Here is a 24,705-nt window from a genome sequence, read left to right as displayed (position 1 = left end):
ACTAAAAGACTATTTTTTAGTAATTTATCTGCGCAAAGTATCTTGGTAAATTGATTAACTCTAAGAGATACGCTTTAAAGGGTCTGTTTAGTTAAAATCACCCATTAAAGGCAATTCATTCACTTAATATATTACTTATATATAACCGTGGTTATATAACCAATATCAGTCTTACATTGGTACATGTATACCAATAAAGTCATGACATACAGGGTAATTGCACCCTAAATTTTCTATGGAAAAGAAGTCATGGCTGAAAAACCAAGTAATGGATTAACTCCTCAACAAGTCAATGATGCTCAGCATCTTGACAACATGACTTCCTTGCAGCAACCCAGTGCAGCTGAACAGTCTCCCATTACGCAAAATGGCGAGGTAAAAGGTGATGCACCCATTTCATCACCACCAACACCAAATCCAGATAATCCCAGTTTATTCAACGAGCCCAAGAATCCTAATAACAAAGTTGTCGAAGTAGAGTCGCAAGTAACAACAGAAGATCTCGATAAGGGAGCTATATCAAATACATCTAGTGATCAGGGCGGTAAGATTACTGAGGACCTCAGCACCCTAAAAGCTGATGCTGTGAATTTAACCCTAACTGTTCAGGCCAATGGCCAAGGTACCCAAGGCGAAACTCCTCCTGAAACAGCTCCCGGAGTAAATACATCGGGTGGCAACAGTGGTAATCAAGGCCCTACAGGCGGTGGCGGAATACCTCGTGCTGGGCAAGCGCCAGCGGGCACTCCTGCCGCGGCATCGCCAGCCAATCCATCATCACCCACATCGCAACCCAATCCTTCATCGTCTTCGCAACCAGTAGATCCTGCACCTAGAGCAGAACCTGCGCCTCCTAGCATTACGCCGCAGGTGCAAAATCTGATTACTCCTCAGCCTCAATTCATCCCTGAGGAGCCTAAGGTAAATAAGCCAAGCATCCTAGCCCCAGATGCACAAACTATCCCAGAAGATTCAACGGCAGCTGGTAATTTATTAAATAACGATAGTGATGTCGATTCTGCCCTATCTGTAACTAGTTTTAGCGTAAACGGCGTTACCTACACTCCGGGTCAAATAGCATTAATAACGGGCGTCGGAAGCGTCACTATTGCACCTAATGGCGCCTATCTCTTTACACCTGAACCCAATTGGAATGGTGTAGTACCAACAATTGGCTACACAACAAATACTGAAAAGCAGTCGACGCTGAATATTTCAGTTACTCCAGTGGCTGATGTGGTGACCGCAACCTTAAGCGCGACTCCAACTACTGGCGAAGATGGTGGTTCCATCCGTTACACCGTCACGTTGAGCAATGCAGATGGCTTGGCAGTTACTGGTCATGATGGCGTAGTGATTAGCACTACCCAAGGCGATGTCACGATTGCGGCTAATAGTGCCAGCGGTTATATCGATGTACCAGTAAACCGCGATGACGTCTTTAATGAAAGCGCTGATGTAGTTACTAACGCTATTACTGCGGTGAAGGGTACGACCGGTAGCGAGTTTGAAAACTTGCAGGTCAATACCACTCCAGTCTCCACCAGCATTACTGATGACAGTGATGTGGTGACCGCAACCTTAAGCGCGACTCCAACTACTGGCGAAGATGGTGGTTCCATCCGTTACACCGTCACGTTGAGCAATGCAGATGGCTTGGCAGTTACTGGTCATGATGGCGTAGTGATTAGCACTACCCAAGGCGATGTCACGATTGCGGCTAATAGTGCCAGCGGTTATATCGATGTACCAGTAAACCGCGATGACGTCTTTAATGAAAGCGCTGATGTAGTTACTAACGCTATTACTGCGGTGAAGGGTGCGACCGGTAGCGAGTTTGAAAACTTGCAGGTCAATACCACTCCAGTCTCCACCAGCATTACTGATGACAGTGATGTGGTTTATGCCAAGATTACTGTTGATGCTGCTAGTGTGGCTGAAGGCGGTACGCTCACTTATACCGTTAGCTTGGTTGATGCTTCCGGCACTGCAGTGACTTTGCCAACTGATCACGCAATTGATGTGCTATTGAATTGGACTGGCACAGCAGCTGGTGGCGCTGATACCTCATCTTTACCAAGTAGTGTCACCCTTGTAGCTGGCACTTCTACGAAAACCTTTACCGTCACCCCAACGGATGACTACTTTAAAGAGGGTAGCGAACCCCTAGTCGCTACCATCACGGGCATAACCGATGCTAATAGTGTATTTGAGAGCACTGGTATTGCATCTGGCGCTCTTGGCTCCGCTAGCGCTACTAGCGCGATCACCGATGAAGCTAGTCCGCTTGCTACCGATGGCGTGTATGCCAAGATTAGCGTAGATCAATCAACCATCGCCGAAGGCGCTGGCAACCTTACCTATACCGTCTCTTTAGTCGATGGTGCTGGTAACGCTGTCACCTTACCGGCTGGTAAGAGTGTGGTCCTGAATCTAAGCTGGTCTGGTACTGCTGCTGGTGGAGCAGATACTTCTGCCTTGCCAAGCACGGTCACTATTGATGCGACCAATGGGGTTAAAACCTTTACCGTCACCCCAACGGATGACTACTTTAAAGAGAGCAGTGAGCCACTGGTTGCAACCTTAAGTAGTGTTGCTAGCAATGATGCTTATGAAGCAGTCACGATCTCTACTGGTGGTGCTACAGGCTCTAATGTGGCTACTAGCGCGATCACCGATGAAGCTAGTCCGCTTGCTACCGATGGCGTGTATGCCAAGATTAGCGTAGATCAATCAACCATCGCCGAAGGCGCTGGCAACCTTACCTATACCGTCTCTTTAGTCGATGGTGCTGGTAACGCTGTCACCTTACCGGCTGGTAAGAGTGTGGTCCTGAATCTAAGCTGGTCTGGTACTGCTGCTGGTGGAGCAGATACTTCTGCCTTGCCAAGCACGGTCACTATTGATGCGACCAATGGGGTTAAAACCTTTACCGTCACCCCAACGGATGACTACTTTAAAGAGAGCAGTGAGCCACTGGTTGCAACCTTAAGTAGTGTTGCTAGCAATGATGCTTATGAAGCAGTCACGATCTCTACTGGTGGTGCTACAGGCTCTAATGTGGCTACTAGCGCGATCACCGATGAAGCTAGTCCGCTTGCTACCGATGGCGTGTATGCCAAGATTAGCGTAGATCAATCAACCATCGCCGAAGGCGCTGGCAACCTTACCTATACCGTCTCTTTAGTCGATGGTGCTGGTAACGCTGTCACCTTACCGGCTGGTAAGAGTGTGGTCCTGAATCTAAGCTGGTCTGGTACTGCTGCTGGTGGAGCAGATACTTCTGCCTTGCCAAGCACGGTCACTATTGATGCGACCAATGGGGTTAAAACCTTTACCGTCACCCCAACGGATGACTACTTTAAAGAGAGCAGTGAGCCACTGGTTGCAACCTTAAGTAGTGTTGCTAGCAATGATGCTTATGAAGCAGTCACGATCTCTACTGGTGGTGCTACAGGCTCTAATGTGGCTACTAGCGCGATCACCGATGAAGCTAGTCCGCTTGCTACCGATGGCGTGTATGCCAAGATTAGCGTAGATCAATCAACCATCGCCGAAGGCGCTGGCAACCTTACCTATACCGTCTCTTTAGTCGATGGTGCTGGTAACGCTGTCACCTTACCGGCTGGTAAGAGTGTGGTCCTGAATCTAAGCTGGTCTGGTACTGCTGCTGGTGGAGCAGATACTTCTGCCTTGCCAAGCACGGTCACTATTGATGCGACCAATGGGGTTAAAACCTTTACCGTCACCCCAACGGATGACTACTTTAAAGAGAGCAGTGAGCCACTGGTTGCAACCTTAAGTAGTGTTGCTAGCAATGATGCTTATGAAGCAGTCACGATCTCTACTGGTGGTGCTACAGGCTCTAATGTGGCTACTAGCGCGATCACCGATGAAGCTAGTCCGCTTGCTACCGATGGCGTGTATGCCAAGATTAGCGTAGATCAATCAACCATCGCCGAAGGCGCTGGCAACCTTACCTATACCGTCTCTTTAGTCGATGGTGCTGGTAACGCTGTCACCTTACCGGCTGGTAAGAGTGTGGTCCTGAATCTAAGCTGGTCTGGTACTGCTGCTGGTGGAGCAGATACTTCTGCCTTGCCAAGCACGGTCACTATTGATGCGACCAATGGGGTTAAAACCTTTACCGTCACCCCAACGGATGACTACTTTAAAGAGAGCAGTGAGCCACTGGTTGCAACCTTAAGTAGTGTTGCTAGCAATGATGCTTATGAAGCAGTCACGATCTCTACTGGTGGTGCTACAGGCTCTAATGTGGCTACTAGCGCGATCACCGATGAAGCTAGTCCGCTTGCTACCGATGGCGTGTATGCCAAGATTAGCGTAGATCAATCAACCATCGCCGAAGGCGCTGGCAACCTTACCTATACCGTCTCTTTAGTCGATGGTGCTGGTAACGCTGTCACCTTACCGGCTGGTAAGAGTGTGGTCCTGAATCTAAGCTGGTCTGGTACTGCTGCTGGTGGAGCAGATACTTCTGCCTTGCCAAGCACGGTCACTATTGATGCGACCAATGGGGTTAAAACCTTTACCGTCACCCCAACGGATGACTACTTTAAAGAGAGCAGTGAGCCACTGGTTGCAACCTTAAGTAGTGTTGCTAGCAATGATGCTTATGAAGCAGTCACGATCTCTACTGGTGGTGCTACAGGCTCTAATGTGGCTACTAGCGCGATCACCGATGAAGCTAGTCCGCTTGCTACCGATGGCGTGTATGCCAAGATTAGCGTAGATCAATCAACCATCGCCGAAGGCGCTGGCAACCTTACCTATACCGTCTCTTTAGTCGATGGTGCTGGTAACGCTGTCACCTTACCGGCTGGTAAGAGTGTGGTCCTGAATCTAAGCTGGTCTGGTACTGCTGCTGGTGGAGCAGATACTTCTGCCTTGCCAAGCACGGTCACTATTGATGCGACCAATGGGGTTAAAACCTTTACCGTCACCCCAACGGATGACTACTTTAAAGAGAGCAGTGAGCCACTGGTTGCAACCTTAAGTAGTGTTGCTAGCAATGATGCTTATGAAGCAGTCACGATCTCTACTGGTGGTGCTACAGGCTCTAATGTGGCTACTAGCGCGATCACCGATGAAGCTAGTCCGCTTGCTACCGATGGCGTGTATGCCAAGATTAGCGTAGATCAATCAACCATCGCCGAAGGCGCTGGCAACCTTACCTATACCGTCTCTTTAGTCGATGGTGCTGGTAACGCTGTCACCTTACCGGCTGGTAAGAGTGTGGTCCTGAATCTAAGCTGGTCTGGTACTGCTGCTGGTGGAGCAGATACTTCTGCCTTGCCAAGCACGGTCACTATTGATGCGACCAATGGGGTTAAAACCTTTACCGTCACCCCAACGGATGACTACTTTAAAGAGAGCAGTGAGCCACTGGTTGCAACCTTAAGTAGTGTTGCTAGCAATGATGCTTATGAAGCAGTCACGATCTCTACTGGTGGTGCTACAGGCTCTAATGTGGCTACTAGCGCGATCACCGATGAAGCTAGTCCGCTTGCTACCGATGGCGTGTATGCCAAGATTAGCGTAGATCAATCAACCATCGCCGAAGGCGCTGGCAACCTTACCTATACCGTCTCTTTAGTCGATGGTGCTGGTAACGCTGTCACCTTACCGGCTGGTAAGAGTGTGGTCCTGAATCTAAGCTGGTCTGGTACTGCTGCTGGTGGAGCAGATACTTCTGCCTTGCCAAGCACGGTCACTATTGATGCGACCAATGGGGTTAAAACCTTTACCGTCACCCCAACGGATGACTACTTTAAAGAGAGCAGTGAGCCACTGGTTGCAACCTTAAGTAGTGTTGCTAGCAATGATGCTTATGAAGCAGTCACGATCTCTACTGGTGGTGCTACAGGCTCTAATGTGGCTACTAGCGCGATCACCGATGAAGCTAGTCCGCTTGCTACCGATGGCGTGTATGCCAAGATTAGCGTAGATCAATCAACCATCGCCGAAGGCGCTGGCAACCTTACCTATACCGTCTCTTTAGTCGATGGTGCTGGTAACGCTGTCACCTTACCGGCTGGTAAGAGTGTGGTCCTGAATCTAAGCTGGTCTGGTACTGCTGCTGGTGGAGCAGATACTTCTGCCTTGCCAAGCACGGTCACTATTGATGCGACCAATGGGGTTAAAACCTTTACCGTCACCCCAACGGATGACTACTTTAAAGAGAGCAGTGAGCCACTGGTTGCAACCTTAAGTAGTGTTGCTAGCAATGATGCTTATGAAGCAGTCACGATCTCTACTGGTGGTGCTACAGGCTCTAATGTGGCTACTAGCGCGATCACCGATGAAGCTAGTCCGCTTGCTACCGATGGCGTGTATGCCAAGATTAGCGTAGATCAATCAACCATCGCCGAAGGCGCTGGCAACCTTACCTATACCGTCTCTTTAGTCGATGGTGCTGGTAACGCTGTCACCTTACCGGCTGGTAAGAGTGTGGTCCTGAATCTAAGCTGGTCTGGTACTGCTGCTGGTGGAGCAGATACTTCTGCCTTGCCAAGCACGGTCACTATTGATGCGACCAATGGGGTTAAAACCTTTACCGTCACCCCAACGGATGACTACTTTAAAGAGAGCAGTGAGCCACTGGTTGCAACCTTAAGTAGTGTTGCTAGCAATGATGCTTATGAAGCAGTCACGATCTCTACTGGTGGTGCTACAGGCTCTAATGTGGCTACTAGCGCGATCACCGATGAAGCTAGTCCGCTTGCTACCGATGGCGTGTATGCCAAGATTAGCGTAGATCAATCAACCATCGCCGAAGGCGCTGGCAACCTTACCTATACCGTCTCTTTAGTCGATGGTGCTGGTAACGCTGTCACCTTACCGGCTGGTAAGAGTGTGGTCCTGAATCTAAGCTGGTCTGGTACTGCTGCTGGTGGAGCAGATACTTCTGCCTTGCCAAGCACGGTCACTATTGATGCGACCAATGGGGTTAAAACCTTTACCGTCACCCCAACGGATGACTACTTTAAAGAGAGCAGTGAGCCACTGGTTGCAACCTTAAGTAGTGTTGCTAGCAATGATGCTTATGAAGCAGTCACGATCTCTACTGGTGGTGCTACAGGCTCTAATGTGGCTACTAGCGCGATCACCGATGAAGCTAGTCCGCTTGCTACCGATGGCGTGTATGCCAAGATTAGCGTAGATCAATCAACCATCGCCGAAGGCGCTGGCAACCTTACCTATACCGTCTCTTTAGTCGATGGTGCTGGTAACGCTGTCACCTTACCGGCTGGTAAGAGTGTGGTCCTGAATCTAAGCTGGTCTGGTACTGCTGCTGGTGGAGCAGATACTTCTGCCTTGCCAAGCACGGTCACTATTGATGCGACCAATGGGGTTAAAACCTTTACCGTCACCCCAACGGATGACTACTTTAAAGAGAGCAGTGAGCCACTGGTTGCAACCTTAAGTAGTGTTGCTAGCAATGATGCTTATGAAGCAGTCACGATCTCTACTGGTGGTGCTACAGGCTCTAATGTGGCTACTAGCGCGATCACCGATGAAGCTAGTCCGCTTGCTACCGATGGCGTGTATGCCAAGATTAGCGTAGATCAATCAACCATCGCCGAAGGCGCTGGCAACCTTACCTATACCGTCTCTTTAGTCGATGGTGCTGGTAACGCTGTCACCTTACCGGCTGGTAAGAGTGTGGTCCTGAATCTAAGCTGGTCTGGTACTGCTGCTGGTGGAGCAGATACTTCTGCCTTGCCAAGCACGGTCACTATTGATGCGACCAATGGGGTTAAAACCTTTACCGTCACCCCAACGGATGACTACTTTAAAGAGAGCAGTGAGCCACTGGTTGCAACCTTAAGTAGTGTTGCTAGCAATGATGCTTATGAAGCAGTCACGATCTCTACTGGTGGTGCTACAGGCTCTAATGTGGCTACTAGCGCGATCACCGATGAAGCTAGTCCGCTTGCTACCGATGGCGTGTATGCCAAGATTAGCGTAGATCAATCAACCATCGCCGAAGGCGCTGGCAACCTTACCTATACCGTCTCTTTAGTCGATGGTGCTGGTAACGCTGTCACCTTACCGGCTGGTAAGAGTGTGGTCCTGAATCTAAGCTGGTCTGGTACTGCTGCTGGTGGAGCAGATACTTCTGCCTTGCCAAGCACGGTCACTATTGATGCGACCAATGGGGTTAAAACCTTTACCGTCACCCCAACGGATGACTACTTTAAAGAGAGCAGTGAGCCACTGGTTGCAACCTTAAGTAGTGTTGCTAGCAATGATGCTTATGAAGCAGTCACGATCTCTACTGGTGGTGCTACAGGCTCTAATGTGGCTACTAGCGCGATCACCGATGAAGCTAGTCCGCTTGCTACCGATGGCGTGTATGCCAAGATTAGCGTAGATCAATCAACCATCGCCGAAGGCGCTGGCAACCTTACCTATACCGTCTCTTTAGTCGATGGTGCTGGTAACGCTGTCACCTTACCGGCTGGTAAGAGTGTGGTCCTGAATCTAAGCTGGTCTGGTACTGCTGCTGGTGGAGCAGATACTTCTGCCTTGCCAAGCACGGTCACTATTGATGCGACCAATGGGGTTAAAACCTTTACCGTCACCCCAACGGATGACTACTTTAAAGAGAGCAGTGAGCCACTGGTTGCAACCTTAAGTAGTGTTGCTAGCAATGATGCTTATGAAGCAGTCACGATCTCTACTGGTGGTGCTACAGGCTCTAATGTGGCTACTAGCGCGATCACCGATGAAGCTAGTCCGCTTGCTACCGATGGCGTGTATGCCAAGATTAGCGTAGATCAATCAACCATCGCCGAAGGCGCTGGCAACCTTACCTATACCGTCTCTTTAGTCGATGGTGCTGGTAACGCTGTCACCTTACCGGCTGGTAAGAGTGTGGTCCTGAATCTAAGCTGGTCTGGTACTGCTGCTGGTGGAGCAGATACTTCTGCCTTGCCAAGCACGGTCACTATTGATGCGACCAATGGGGTTAAAACCTTTACCGTCACCCCAACGGATGACTACTTTAAAGAGAGCAGTGAGCCACTGGTTGCAACCTTAAGTAGTGTTGCTAGCAATGATGCTTATGAAGCAGTCACGATCTCTACTGGTGGTGCTACAGGCTCTAATGTGGCTACTAGCGCGATCACCGATGAAGCTAGTCCGCTTGCTACCGATGGCGTGTATGCCAAGATTAGCGTAGATCAATCAACCATCGCCGAAGGCGCTGGCAACCTTACCTATACCGTCTCTTTAGTCGATGGTGCTGGTAACGCTGTCACCTTACCGGCTGGTAAGAGTGTGGTCCTGAATCTAAGCTGGTCTGGTACTGCTGCTGGTGGAGCAGATACTTCTGCCTTGCCAAGCACGGTCACTATTGATGCGACCAATGGGGTTAAAACCTTTACCGTCACCCCAACGGATGACTACTTTAAAGAGAGCAGTGAGCCACTGGTTGCAACCTTAAGTAGTGTTGCTAGCAATGATGCTTATGAAGCAGTCACGATCTCTACTGGTGGTGCTACAGGCTCTAATGTGGCTACTAGCGCGATCACCGATGAAGCTAGTCCGCTTGCTACCGATGGCGTGTATGCCAAGATTAGCGTAGATCAATCAACCATCGCCGAAGGCGCTGGCAACCTTACCTATACCGTCTCTTTAGTCGATGGTGCTGGTAACGCTGTCACCTTACCGGCTGGTAAGAGTGTGGTCCTGAATCTAAGCTGGTCTGGTACTGCTGCTGGTGGAGCAGATACTTCTGCCTTGCCAAGCACGGTCACTATTGATGCGACCAATGGGGTTAAAACCTTTACCGTCACCCCAACGGATGACTACTTTAAAGAGAGCAGTGAGCCACTGGTTGCAACCTTAAGTAGTGTTGCTAGCAATGATGCTTATGAAGCAGTCACGATCTCTACTGGTGGTGCTACAGGCTCTAATGTGGCTACTAGCGCGATCACCGATGAAGCTAGTCCGCTTGCTACCGATGGCGTGTATGCCAAGATTAGCGTAGATCAATCAACCATCGCCGAAGGCGCTGGCAACCTTACCTATACCGTCTCTTTAGTCGATGGTGCTGGTAACGCTGTCACCTTACCGGCTGGTAAGAGTGTGGTCCTGAATCTAAGCTGGTCTGGTACTGCTGCTGGTGGAGCAGATACTTCTGCCTTGCCAAGCACGGTCACTATTGATGCGACCAATGGGGTTAAAACCTTTACCGTCACCCCAACGGATGACTACTTTAAAGAGAGCAGTGAGCCACTGGTTGCAACCTTAAGTAGTGTTGCTAGCAATGATGCTTATGAAGCAGTCACGATCTCTACTGGTGGTGCTACAGGCTCTAATGTGGCTACTAGCGCGATCACCGATGAAGCTAGTCCGCTTGCTACCGATGGCGTGTATGCCAAGATTAGCGTAGATCAATCAACCATCGCCGAAGGCGCTGGCAACCTTACCTATACCGTCTCTTTAGTCGATGGTGCTGGTAACGCTGTCACCTTACCGGCTGGTAAGAGTGTGGTCCTGAATCTAAGCTGGTCTGGTACTGCTGCTGGTGGAGCAGATACTTCTGCCTTGCCAAGCACGGTCACTATTGATGCGACCAATGGGGTTAAAACCTTTACCGTCACCCCAACGGATGACTACTTTAAAGAGAGCAGTGAGCCACTGGTTGCAACCTTAAGTAGTGTTGCTAGCAATGATGCTTATGAAGCAGTCACGATCTCTACTGGTGGTGCTACAGGCTCTAATGTGGCTACTAGCGCGATCACCGATGAAGCTAGTCCGCTTGCTACCGATGGCGTGTATGCCAAGATTAGCGTAGATCAATCAACCATCGCCGAAGGCGCTGGCAACCTTACCTATACCGTCTCTTTAGTCGATGGTGCTGGTAACGCTGTCACCTTACCGGCTGGTAAGAGTGTGGTCCTGAATCTAAGCTGGTCTGGTACTGCTGCTGGTGGAGCAGATACTTCTGCCTTGCCAAGCACGGTCACTATTGATGCGACCAATGGGGTTAAAACCTTTACCGTCACCCCAACGGATGACTACTTTAAAGAGAGCAGTGAGCCACTGGTTGCAACCTTAAGTAGTGTTGCTAGCAATGATGCTTATGAAGCAGTCACGATCTCTACTGGTGGTGCTACAGGCTCTAATGTGGCTACTAGCGCGATCACCGATGAAGCTAGTCCGCTTGCTACCGATGGCGTGTATGCCAAGATTAGCGTAGATCAATCAACCATCGCCGAAGGCGCTGGCAACCTTACCTATACCGTCTCTTTAGTCGATGGTGCTGGTAACGCTGTCACCTTACCGGCTGGTAAGAGTGTGGTCCTGAATCTAAGCTGGTCTGGTACTGCTGCTGGTGGAGCAGATACTTCTGCCTTGCCAAGCACGGTCACTATTGATGCGACCAATGGGGTTAAAACCTTTACCGTCACCCCAACGGATGACTACTTTAAAGAGAGCAGTGAGCCACTGGTTGCAACCTTAAGTAGTGTTGCTAGCAATGATGCTTATGAAGCAGTCACGATCTCTACTGGTGGTGCTACAGGCTCTAATGTGGCTACTAGCGCGATCACCGATGAAGCTAGTCCGCTTGCTACCGATGGCGTGTATGCCAAGATTAGCGTAGATCAATCAACCATCGCCGAAGGCGCTGGCAACCTTACCTATACCGTCTCTTTAGTCGATGGTGCTGGTAACGCTGTCACCTTACCGGCTGGTAAGAGTGTGGTCCTGAATCTAAGCTGGTCTGGTACTGCTGCTGGTGGAGCAGATACTTCTGCCTTGCCAAGCACGGTCACTATTGATGCGACCAATGGGGTTAAAACCTTTACCGTCACCCCAACGGATGACTACTTTAAAGAGAGCAGTGAGCCACTGGTTGCAACCTTAAGTAGTGTTGCTAGCAATGATGCTTATGAAGCAGTCACGATCTCTACTGGTGGTGCTACAGGCTCTAATGTGGCTACTAGCGCGATCACCGATGAAGCTAGTCCGCTTGCTACCGATGGCGTGTATGCCAAGATTAGCGTAGATCAATCAACCATCGCCGAAGGCGCTGGCAACCTTACCTATACCGTCTCTTTAGTCGATGGTGCTGGTAACGCTGTCACCTTACCGGCTGGTAAGAGTGTGGTCCTGAATCTAAGCTGGTCTGGTACTGCTGCTGGTGGAGCAGATACTTCTGCCTTGCCAAGCACGGTCACTATTGATGCGACCAATGGGGTTAAAACCTTTACCGTCACCCCAACGGATGACTACTTTAAAGAGAGCAGTGAGCCACTGGTTGCAACCTTAAGTAGTGTTGCTAGCAATGATGCTTATGAAGCAGTCACGATCTCTACTGGTGGTGCTACAGGCTCTAATGTGGCTACTAGCGCGATCACCGATGAAGCTAGTCCGCTTGCTACCGATGGCGTGTATGCCAAGATTAGCGTAGATCAATCAACCATCGCCGAAGGCGCTGGCAACCTTACCTATACCGTCTCTTTAGTCGATGGTGCTGGTAACGCTGTCACCTTACCGGCTGGTAAGAGTGTGGTCCTGAATCTAAGCTGGTCTGGTACTGCTGCTGGTGGAGCAGATACTTCTGCCTTGCCAAGCACGGTCACTATTGATGCGACCAATGGGGTTAAAACCTTTACCGTCACCCCAACGGATGACTACTTTAAAGAGAGCAGTGAGCCACTGGTTGCAACCTTAAGTAGTGTTGCTAGCAATGATGCTTATGAAGCAGTCACGATCTCTACTGGTGGTGCTACAGGCTCTAATGTGGCTACTAGCGCGATCACCGATGAAGCTAGTCCGCTTGCTACCGATGGCGTGTATGCCAAGATTAGCGTAGATCAATCAACCATCGCCGAAGGCGCTGGCAACCTTACCTATACCGTCTCTTTAGTCGATGGTGCTGGTAACGCTGTCACCTTACCGGCTGGTAAGAGTGTGGTCCTGAATCTAAGCTGGTCTGGTACTGCTGCTGGTGGAGCAGATACTTCTGCCTTGCCAAGCACGGTCACTATTGATGCGACCAATGGGGTTAAAACCTTTACCGTCACCCCAACGGATGACTACTTTAAAGAGAGCAGTGAGCCACTGGTTGCAACCTTAAGTAGTGTTGCTAGCAATGATGCTTATGAAGCAGTCACGATCTCTACTGGTGGTGCTACAGGCTCTAATGTGGCTACTAGCGCGATCACCGATGAAGCTAGTCCGCTTGCTACCGATGGCGTGTATGCCAAGATTAGCGTAGATCAATCAACCATCGCCGAAGGCGCTGGCAACCTTACCTATACCGTCTCTTTAGTCGATGGTGCTGGTAACGCTGTCACCTTACCGGCTGGTAAGAGTGTGGTCCTGAATCTAAGCTGGTCTGGTACTGCTGCTGGTGGAGCAGATACTTCTGCCTTGCCAAGCACGGTCACTATTGATGCGACCAATGGGGTTAAAACCTTTACCGTCACCCCAACGGATGACTACTTTAAAGAGAGCAGTGAGCCACTGGTTGCAACCTTAAGTAGTGTTGCTAGCAATGATGCTTATGAAGCAGTCACGATCTCTACTGGTGGTGCTACAGGCTCTAATGTGGCTACTAGCGCGATCACCGATGAAGCTAGTCCGCTTGCTACCGATGGCGTGTATGCCAAGATTAGCGTAGATCAATCAACCATCGCCGAAGGCGCTGGCAACCTTACCTATACCGTCTCTTTAGTCGATGGTGCTGGTAACGCTGTCACCTTACCGGCTGGTAAGAGTGTGGTCCTGAATCTAAGCTGGTCTGGTACTGCTGCTGGTGGAGCAGATACTTCTGCCTTGCCAAGCACGGTCACTATTGATGCGACCAATGGGGTTAAAACCTTTACCGTCACCCCAACGGATGACTACTTTAAAGAGAGCAGTGAGCCACTGGTTGCAACCTTAAGTAGTGTTGCTAGCAATGATGCTTATGAAGCAGTCACGATCTCTACTGGTGGTGCTACAGGCTCTAATGTGGCTACTAGCGCGATCACCGATGAAGCTAGTCCGCTTGCTACCGATGGCGTGTATGCCAAGATTAGCGTAGATCAATCAACCATCGCCGAAGGCGCTGGCAACCTTACCTATACCGTCTCTTTAGTCGATGGTGCTGGTAACGCTGTCACCTTACCGGCTGGTAAGAGTGTGGTCCTGAATCTAAGCTGGTCTGGTACTGCTGCTGGTGGAGCAGATACTTCTGCCTTGCCAAGCACGGTCACTATTGATGCGACCAATGGGGTTAAAACCTTTACCGTCACCCCAACGGATGACTACTTTAAAGAGAGCAGTGAGCCACTGGTTGCAACCTTAAGTAGTGTTGCTAGCAATGATGCTTATGAAGCAGTCACGATCTCTACTGGTGGTGCTACAGGCTCTAATGTGGCTACTAGCGCGATCACCGATGAAGCTAGTCCGCTTGCTACCGATGGCGTGTATGCCAAGATTAGCGTAGATCAATCAACCATCGCCGAAGGCGCTGGCAACCTTACCTATACCGTCTCTTTAGTCGATGGTGCTGGTAACGCTGTCACCTTACCGGCTGGTAAGAGTGTGGTCCTGAATCTAAGCTGGTCTGGTACTGCTGCTGGTGGAGCAGATACTTCTGCCTTGCCAAGCACGGTCACTATTGATGCGACCAATGGGGTTAAAACCTTTACCGTCACCCCAACGGATGACTACTTTAAAGAGAGCAGTGAGCCACTGGTTGCAACCTTAAGTAGTGTTGCTAGCAATGATGCTTATGAAGCAGTCACGATCTCTACTGGTGGTGCTACAGGCTCTAATGTGGCTACTAGCGCGATCACCGATGAAGCTAGTCCGCTTGCTACCGATGGCGTGTATGCCAAGATTAGCGTAGATCAATCAACCATCGCCGAAGGCGCTGGCAACCTTACCTATACCGTCTCTTTAGTCGATGGTGCTGGTAACGCTGTCACCTTACCGGCTGGTAAGAGTGTGGTCCTGAATCTAAGCTGGTCTGGTACTGCTGCTGGTGGAGCAGATACTTCTGCCTTGCCAAGCACGGTCACTATTGATGCGACCAATGGGGTTAAAACCTTTACCGTCACCCCAACGGATGACTACTTTAAAGAGAGCAGTGAGCCACTGGTTGCAACCTTAAGTAGTGTTGCTAGCAATGATGCTTATGAAGCAGTCACGATCTCTACTGGTGGTGCTACAGGCTCTAATGTGGCTACTAGCGCGATCACCGATGAAGCTAGTCCGCTTGCTACCGATGGCGTGTATGCCAAGATTAGCGTAGATCAATCAACCATCGCCGAAGGCGCTGGCAACCTTACCTATACCGTCTCTTTAGTCGATGGTGCTGGTAACGCTGTCACCTTACCGGCTGGTAAGAGTGTGGTCCTGAATCTAAGCTGGTCTGGTACTGCTGCTGGTGGAGCAGATACTTCTGCCTTGCCAAGCACGGTCACTATTGATGCGACCAATGGGGTTAAAACCTTTACCGTCACCCCAACGGATGACTACTTTAAAGAGAGCAGTGAGCCACTGGTTGCAACCTTAAGTAGTGTTGCTAGCAATGATGCTTATGAAGCAGTCACGATCTCTACTGGTGGTGCTACAGGCTCTAATGTGGCTACTAGCGCGATCACCGATGAAGCTAGTCCGCTTGCTACCGATGGCGTGTATGCCAAGATTAGCGTAGATCAATCAACCATCGCCGAAGGCGCTGGCAACCTTACCTATACCGTCTCTTTAGTCGATGGTGCTGGTAACGCTGTCACCTTACCGGCTGGTAAGAGTGTGGTCCTGAATCTAAGCTGGTCTGGTACTGCTGCTGGTGGAGCAGATACTTCTGCCTTGCCAAGCACGGTCACTATTGATGCGACCAATGGGGTTAAAACCTTTACCGTCACCCCAACGGATGACTACTTTAAAGAGAGCAGTGAGCCACTGGTTGCAACCTTAAGTAGTGTTGCTAGCAATGATGCTTATGAAGCAGTCACGATCTCTACTGGTGGTGCTACAGGCTCTAATGTGGCTACTAGCGCGATCACCGATGAAGCTAGTCCGCTTGCTACCGATGGCGTGTATGCCAAGATTAGCGTAGATCAATCAACCATCGCCGAAGGCGCTGGCAACCTTACCTATACCGTCTCTTTAGTCGATGGTGCTGGTAACGCTGTCACCTTACCGGCTGGTAAGAGTGTGGTCCTGAATCTAAGCTGGTCTGGTACTGCTGCTGGTGGAGCAGATACTTCTGCCTTGCCAAGCACGGTCACTATTGATGCGACCAATGGGGTTAAAACCTTTACCGTCACCCCAACGGATGACTACTTTAAAGAGAGCAGTGAGCCACTGGTTGCAACCTTAAGTAGTGTTGCTAGCAATGATGCTTATGAAGCAGTCACGATCTCTACTGGTGGTGCTACAGGCTCTAATGTGGCTACTAGCGCGATCACCGATGAAGCTAGTCCGCTTGCTACCGATGGCGTGTATGCCAAGATTAGCGTAGATCAATCAACCATCGCCGAAGGCGCTGGCAACCTTACCTATACCGTCTCTTTAGTCGATGGTGCTGGTAACGCTGTCACCTTACCGGCTGGTAAGAGTGTGGTCCTGAATCTAAGCTGGTCTGGTACTGCTGCTGGTGGAGCAGATACTTCTGCCTTGCCAAGCACGGTCACTATTGATGCGACCAATGGGGTTAAAACCTTTACCGTCACCCCAACGGATGACTACTTTAAAGAGAGCAGTGAGCCACTGGTTGCAACCTTAAGTAGTGTTGCTAGCAATGATGCTTATGAAGCAGTCACGATCTCTACTGGTGGTGCTACAGGCTCTAATGTGGCTACTAGCGCGATCACCGATGAAGCTAGTCCGCTTGCTACCGATGGCGTGTATGCCAAGATTAGCGTAGATCAATCAACCATCGCCGAAGGCGCTGGCAACCTTACCTATACCGTCTCTTTAGTCGATGGTGCTGGTAACGCTGTCACCTTACCGGCTGGTAAGAGTGTGGTCCTGAATCTAAGCTGGTCTGGTACTGCTGCTGGTGGAGCAGATACTTCTGCCTTGCCAAGCACGGTCACTATTGATGCGACCAATGGGGTTAAAACCTTTACCGTCACCCCAACGGATGACTACTTTAAAGAGAGCAGTGAGCCACTGGTTGCAACCTTAAGTAGTGTTGCTAGCAATGATGCTTATGAAGCAGTCACGATCTCTACTGGTGGTGCTACAGGCTCTAATGTGGCTACTAGCGCGATCACCGATGAAGCTAGTCCGCTTGCTACCGATGGCGTGTATGCCAAGATTAGCGTAGATCAATCAACCATCGCCGAAGGCGCTGGCAACCTTACCTATACCGTCTCTTTAGTCGATGGTGCTGGTAACGCTGTCACCTTACCGGCTGGTAAGAGTGTGGTCCTGAATCTAAGCTGGTCTGGTACTGCTGCTGGTGGAGCAGATACTTCTGCCTTGCCAAGCACGGTCACTATTGATGCGACCAATGGGGTTAAAACCTTTACCGTCACCCCAACGGATGACTACTTTAAAGAGAGCAGTGAGCCACTGGTTGCAACCTTAAGTAGTGTTGCTAGCAATGATGCTTATGAAGCAGTCACGATCTCTACTGGTGGTGCTACAGGCTCTAATGTGGCTACTAGCGCGATCACCGATGAAGCTAGTCCGCTTGCTACCGATGGCGTGTATGCCAAGATTAGCGTAGATCAATCAACCATCGCCGAAGGCGCTGGCAACCTTACCTATACCGTCTCTTTAGTCGATGGTGCTGGTAACGCTGTCACCTTACCGGCTGGTAAGAGTGTGGTCCTGAATCTAAGCTGGTCTGGTACTGCTGCTGGTGGAGCAGATACTTCTGCCTTGCCAAGCACGGTCACTATTGATGCGACCAATGGGGTTAAAACCTTTACCGTCACCCCAACGGATGACTACTTTAAAGAGAGCAGTGAGCCACTGGTTGCAACCTTAAGTAGTGTTGCTAGCAATGATGCTTATGAAGCAGTCACGATCTCTACTGGTGGTGCTACAGGCTCTAATGTGGCTACTAGCGCGATCACCGATGAAGCTAGTCCGCTTGCTACCGATGGCGTGTATGCCAAGATTAGCGTAGATCAATCAACCATCGCCGAAGGCGCTGGCAACCTTACCTATACCGTCTCTTTAGTCGATGGTGCTGGTAACGCTGTCACCTTACCGGCTGGTAAGAGTGTGGTCCTGAATCTAAGCTGGTCTGGTACTGCTGCTGGTGGAGCAGATACTTCTGCCTTGCCAAGCACGGTCACTATTGATGCGACCAATGGGGTTAAAACCTTTACCGTCACCCCAACGGATGACTACTTTAAAGAGAGCAGTGAGCCACTGGTTGCAACCTTAAGTAGTGTTGCTAGCAATGATGCTTATGAAGCAGTCACGATCTCTACTGGTGGTGCTACAGGCTCTAATGTGGCTACTAGCGCGATCACCGATGAAGCTAGTCCGCTTGCTACCGATGGCGTGTATGCCAAGATTAGCGTAGATCAATCAACCATCGCCGAAGGCGCTGGCAACCTTACCTATACCGTCTCTTTAGTCGATGGTGCTGGTAACGCTGTCACCTTACCGGCTGGTAAGAGTGTGGTCCTGAATCTAAGCTGGTCTGGTACTGCTGCTGGTGGAGCAGATACTTCTGCCTTGCCAAGCACGGTCACTATTGATGCGACCAATGGGGTTAAAACCTTTACCGTCACCCCAACGGATGACTACTTTAAAGAGAGCAGTGAGCCACTGGTTGCAACCTTAAGTAGTGTTGCTAGCAATGATGCTTATGAAGCAGTCACGATCTCTACTGGTGGTGCTACAGGCTCTAATGTGGCTACTAGCGCGATCACCGATGAAGCTAGTCCGCTTGCTACCGATGGCGTGTATGCCAAGATTAGCGTAGATCAATCAACCATCGCCGAAGGCGCTGGCAACCTTACCTATACCGTCTCTTTAGTCGATGGTGCTGGTAACGCTGTCACCTTACCGGCTGGTAAGAGTGTGGTCCTGAATCTAAGCTGGTCTGGTACTGCTGCTGGTGGAGCAGATACTTCTGCCTTGCCAAGCACGGTCACTATTGATGCGACCAATGGGGTTAAAACCTTTACCGTCACCCCAACGGATGACTACTTTAAAGAGAGCAGTGAGCCACTGGTTGCAACCTTAAGTAGTGTTGCTAGCAATGATGCTTATGAAGCAGTCACGATCTCTACTGGTGGTGCTACAGGCTCTAATGTGGCTACTAGCGCGATCACCGATGAAGCTAGTCCGCTTGCTACCGATGGCGTGTATGCCAAGATTAGCGTAGATCAATCAACCATCGCCGAAGGCGCTGGCAACCTTACCTATACCGTCTCTTTAGTCGATGGTGCTGGTAACGCTGTCACCTTACCGGCTGGTAAGAGTGTGGTCCTGAATCTAAGCTGGTCTGGTACTGCTGCTGGTGGAGCAGATACTTCTGCCTTGCCAAGCACGGTCACTATTGATGCGACCAATGGGGTTAAAACCTTTACCGTCACCCCAACGGATGACTACTTTAAAGAGAGCAGTGAGCCACTGGTTGCAACCTTAAGTAGTGTTGCTAGCAATGATGCTTATGAAGCAGTCACGATCTCTACTGGTGGTGCTACAGGCTCTAATGTGGCTACTAGCGCGATCACCGATGAAACTGCCAATGATGATCCAGCAGACCCCTCTTCATATGATGACAACGATCAAATAACCCTAACACTTGTATCAACCGATTCTTCTGGAAATATCATTAATGGAGGAACTGGTAACTCGGCATTAGAGGGTGGTTCCGCGTATTACAAAGTAGTTGCACTTAATGATGCTGGAAACATCGTCTCTGGTGTTACTGGAACAATTGGCATTTCATATACTAATATCACTACAACAGCTGCAGACTATACAACGCCTACAACAACAGCAACCATTGGTTCTGTATTCCAAATTAATGCAACTCCTGATTTAGTAACTGAGATAGCTTCCGAATCTTTGAATGTGTCGCTTGTTGACGCAAGCTTTAATAATGCCTCTTTGTATGAAAAGATTGCTTATTCTGGAGTAGTCACCACTACGATTGGCGATGCAATTACTGTCTCCGACGTTGTGGTGAATGAGGGAACTGGAAACTACGCAACTTTTATTGTGAATTGGTCTAGCCTCGCAAACAACCAGACAATCACATTTAATGTGTCTAATGCTATAGGTTCTGGTGTTACTGCGCTCGCAGAATCTGACTATGTTCCCAAAATGGAAATTAGTCTCAATAACGGAACTAGTTGGGGTTCATTAAGTAGTGGTAATACAGCAACGATTTCTTCCGCCTCTCCAGGCTTTGCTCTCGTAAGGGTTGGAATATCAGATGATGTATTAGCCGAGGGGGATGAAACCTTCAAGCTAACCGCTAGCTTTACAAATGGATCACTTTATAGCTCTACGGGCACAGCAACTATTATTGACGAGACGGCTAATGATAATTATGGCGCAGGAAATCTTTCTGATAACGATGTTGCCTATACATTCAAATTAGTAGCTGTAAGCTCAACAGGGGTCGTCATGGGAAATGTATCAGCAAATTCCATGGTTGAAGAGGCAGGAAGCCCAGGAAACTCTGCATACTATAAGGTAATAGCAGTAGATGGATTCGGAGTGGCACTTTCATCGCAACCTACAGGCAAGATCATTGTTGCCGTTGGCGATCAGCAGGATACGGCAACTCCTGGCTTTGATTACACCTCAGATATGCGTAGGGAAGTTGATATTGGAGCAACTTTCTCAGTCACTTCGGTTAACGACACTCAAAAAGATTCTGGGGAAACCTTCAAAGTTAGCTTGATTTCTGGGACATACAGCAATGAAGGTACGTATGAAAAAATTGTATACAATGCAAATCAAGTTACAACCACGATTACTGATAATGACACTAATCCTGCAGTACCAATTGCCAAGCCATATGTTTTAGATATTGTTGAGGGAGCTAGCCCTGGAGCATCACAAAGCCAGTCTATTAATACAAATTTAGTTATCGTGATCGACGTATCTGGAAGTATGGGAACAGTTGATTCAGGCACTTCTAAAACTAGATTAGCTTATGCGAAAGAGGCTGCAAGCGCACTAATAGACAAATATGCAAGTCTAGGTAATGTAAGCATCCAGGTGGTTTCATTTTCATCCACTGCTGCCAATAAGAGCGGTAGCGTTTGGGTAGATGCTGTAACCGCAAAAGCTGAGATTAACGCATTATCTTCAGGCGGATATACAAACTACGATCGTGCGGTTGATTCCGTGATGAGTACGGTTAAATATACTGCTGCAGGAGTCCAGACCTCAGCTCAAAATGTTTCATATTTCTTATCTGATGGCATACCGACTGAAGATAGTGCTGGTGTACGCAATACCTCATTTAGTCTGGCCGTTGGTTCATCTGCTTATGAGACTCAAGATATAGGTATTCAGTCCGGGGAAGAGTGGTCTTGGAAAAATTACCTAAATACTAATGCAGTAGTTTCTAATGCTATTGCAATAGGCAAGGGTATGACAACCTCAAGTGCGACTTATTTGGATCCAATTGCATGGAATGGAGCAACAGTTAGCAATACTAACGCTACGCTGGTAAGTGATATTTCAACTCTCACGACCTCTATAGTCCCAGCAACTCCAGCGCCGACTACTGCCTCGTATTCCTATAATTTATTGGCGCAAGCAAAAGCAGAGGCTGGTCCTGATGGATGGTTGGATGGCACTCATAAATTGGTGTCTGTTCTATATGGAGGCCAAACTTATCTTTTAAATGATGCCACCCCTACGCAAACGTTCAATATTCTAGGTGGTAGTTTGCAAATTAGTCAGGATGGTAGTTACACATTCACGGCTACTACAACAGATACTAAAGATAATCTGAGTTCTGTTATCACTTATACAATTCAGGACTCCAAGTTCGATGCTGGAGGGGCAAGCATCAATTCTAGCTACAACACATCAACTAGTACATTCACTATTAATATTCTTGATCGCAGCAATCCTGTTGCAGTTGATGATATAAATTTTGCAGCATTGGGGGGCGTTAACTCAACAACAATTTTAGAAAATTTCCAGGGAACATTTACCCCCATTGTTGGAACTAGTTTAATAACGGCTACTAGTTTGACGGTGGCAAATAAAGCATCTTGGATAACTTCTAACCTCGATAATTCCAGCGATTCGATTACCGTTGTTTCTTCGGGCGGAGGAGCATCTGCGTTAGATAGGAGCCTGAAGATCACAGAGAACGGTGGTAACCCAACACAGGTTGCTACTCCTGAATTTCAAATCAATTCAGCCTCTGTTTCAAAACCTGCATCTGTAATATTTGACCTTGAATCAGTATCATCAAATTTTCAGGATTCTGGAGATACTTTCACCTATCAGTTATTTAGGGCATCTAGCTCTGGAGGCACATATGCTTTATGGGGGTCGCCAGTCATAATTACCGGCGCTACGATAAGTAATAGTGCCTCACTCAATAACAGTATCTCCGTTACTGAAGCTGGTTTTTATCGTCTGTACATATCAGTTGACGAGAGTGGTAGTGGTGCAAAATCGACATATATTGACAATATAAGAGTGTTTCAGGCCACAGCAGTAAATGCTGTTGGCAACATCCTCACTAATGATGCATCAGGTAGCGAAGGTGCAGTTTTGTCAGTCCAAAATGCAGCAGGAATCTGGGCCGATATTTCTGGTGCTACCACTGTAGTTATGTCATATGGTTCCCTTGCAATTGACCAGAATGGCGCTTATACCTACACGCCAACAAACGCTTTAGGAATTAATAATTTTGAATCGATTAACTATAAATTGACGCAGGCTGATGGTGATGTAGTGAGTAGCAAATTGAATATCTATTTATTTGATAGTGCCGTACCATCAAGCCTGACTGGAGTTACGGCAAATGTTCTTGGTACAGCAGGTAATGACACTTTAACAACAGCAAGCACTAGCGGTGCAGTTATATTTGGTGATACCGGCAATGATGCAATCACTGGAAATTCTGGTAATGATCTACTTGTGGGTGGGGTGGGTAACGATACTTTATCTGGGGCTGCTGGTAATGATGTTTTGGTTGGTGGGGTAGGAGCAGATTCCTTAACTGGTGGAGCTGGCTCAGATAGATTTATTTTCTCTACGGGTGATAGTGGTACCACAGATATTGCTGCTGATCAGGTTGCAGACTTCACTATTGGAGCCGTTGGTACTGGAGATTTGATTGATTTCAATTCATCATTGACGATAGGTGGTTCCAGTGCTACTGCATCAGCTACTGAGGCTTTAATCGACGTAAGTACTGGCATTGCTACGTTTGCATCTGGCTCGGGTACTACATTGGTAGATGCATTAAGTGATATAGCCACTCGATTCACAACGGCTACAGATACTGTAGGTGAGTTTGCCTTCTTTAAAGTAAACAACACTGGTGATTACTACCTCTTTATTTCTGATGGTACTGCAGGAGTAACTGCGAATGATGTGCTGATTAAATTGGTTGGTGTAACGGCAATTACAGCCATAGATCTCACTTCAGGAAATCTAACTATCACAAAAGGCACTTACAACGGCACTCTTGTTGCACCAATTGCAATTGATCTGAACCAAGATGGTATTCAGTATCTCAATCAACATGCCCAGGTAGTTTATGACTATACTGGCCAGAACTTATTGCAATCAACTGCTTGGGTTTCATCATCTGACGGATTGTTAGCATTAGAGTTGCCTAATAATCAATTGCAAATCAGTTTTGCTACCCAAGCTGGTGAGACTGACTTGCAAGGACTTGCTAAAGTCTATGACACCAATCATGACAATGTTTTTGATGCTAAAGATGCTGGATTTAACCAGTTTGGCGTTTGGCAAGATGCCGATAGCGATGGTGTAGTCGATGCTGGGGAGTTTTTATCCCTGGCAGACCGCGGTATCGTGAGCCTATCTTTAACTTCGGATGGCGTAATTCATACCACTGCTGATGGTGATGTCACGGTTTATGGTCAAACCACTTACACCATGACAGATGGTAGTACCGGAATAGCTGAAGACGTTGGCTTCTCAGTAGGTACCACAGTTGGCGACCAGGGTGTTGACGGCGTCCAAGACATCTATCAAATCCTATCCGTTACTGATGCTCCAATCATCGTTGATCATTTCAGTGCGGATGATCGTGATCGCATTGATTTATCCTCTATTCTTAATCCAACTACTAGTGTGCATTCGACCATTTCGATAGACGCTGACGGATCTACTAGCACCCATTCCAACATTACCGTCAACATTGGTGGTGTAGATTATGAGGTTGCCACCCTTTATGGCAAAGATATTGGCGTAGAGGATGCGCTAGGAACCCATCCAGGCGGAGCATCATTGACAGACTCTCTCAATGGAGCCAGCTGGACTGACGTGGTTGATATTTCAAGTGATCATGGTGGACCTGCCTCCATATTTGCAGAGGGTGGTTCACTCACTAATAGTTACAGTAATGAAGCGGGTGATTGGACTGTGCATATTAAATCCGGCACAGCAACCGTGGATGCGGCTAACAAGCAGATTACTTTCTCTAGTGAAAACGCGGAAAATCTAGCCATTATTACCACGGCCGATGGTACTTCACATGAGATTGCTAACGTAGACAAGATCTTGTGGCACTAA

At 48.6% G+C, this 24,705-nt stretch carries 1 protein-coding gene; it reads left to right on the top strand.

What is annotated here, in order from left to right:
* The first annotated feature begins 249 nt into the window (after nucleotides 1-249).
* Complete coding sequence (locus tag QMF28_RS05965) at nucleotides 250-24,705, top strand: Calx-beta domain-containing protein (protein WP_281741686.1); 24,456 nt, start codon at nucleotides 250-252, stop codon at nucleotides 24,703-24,705.

This window comes from Polynucleobacter yangtzensis, from assembly GCF_027924165.1.
Lineage (GTDB): Bacteria > Pseudomonadota > Gammaproteobacteria > Burkholderiales > Burkholderiaceae > Polynucleobacter > Polynucleobacter yangtzensis.
The sequence above is the reverse complement of the archived record's forward strand: the minus strand, read 5'-3'. Positions and strand labels throughout refer to the sequence as shown.

Coding starts and splice junctions, on each gene's coding strand:
- QMF28_RS05965 (WP_281741686.1), top strand. CDS start 250: ATGGCTGAAAAACCAAGTAATGGATTAACTCCTCAACAAGTCAATGAT.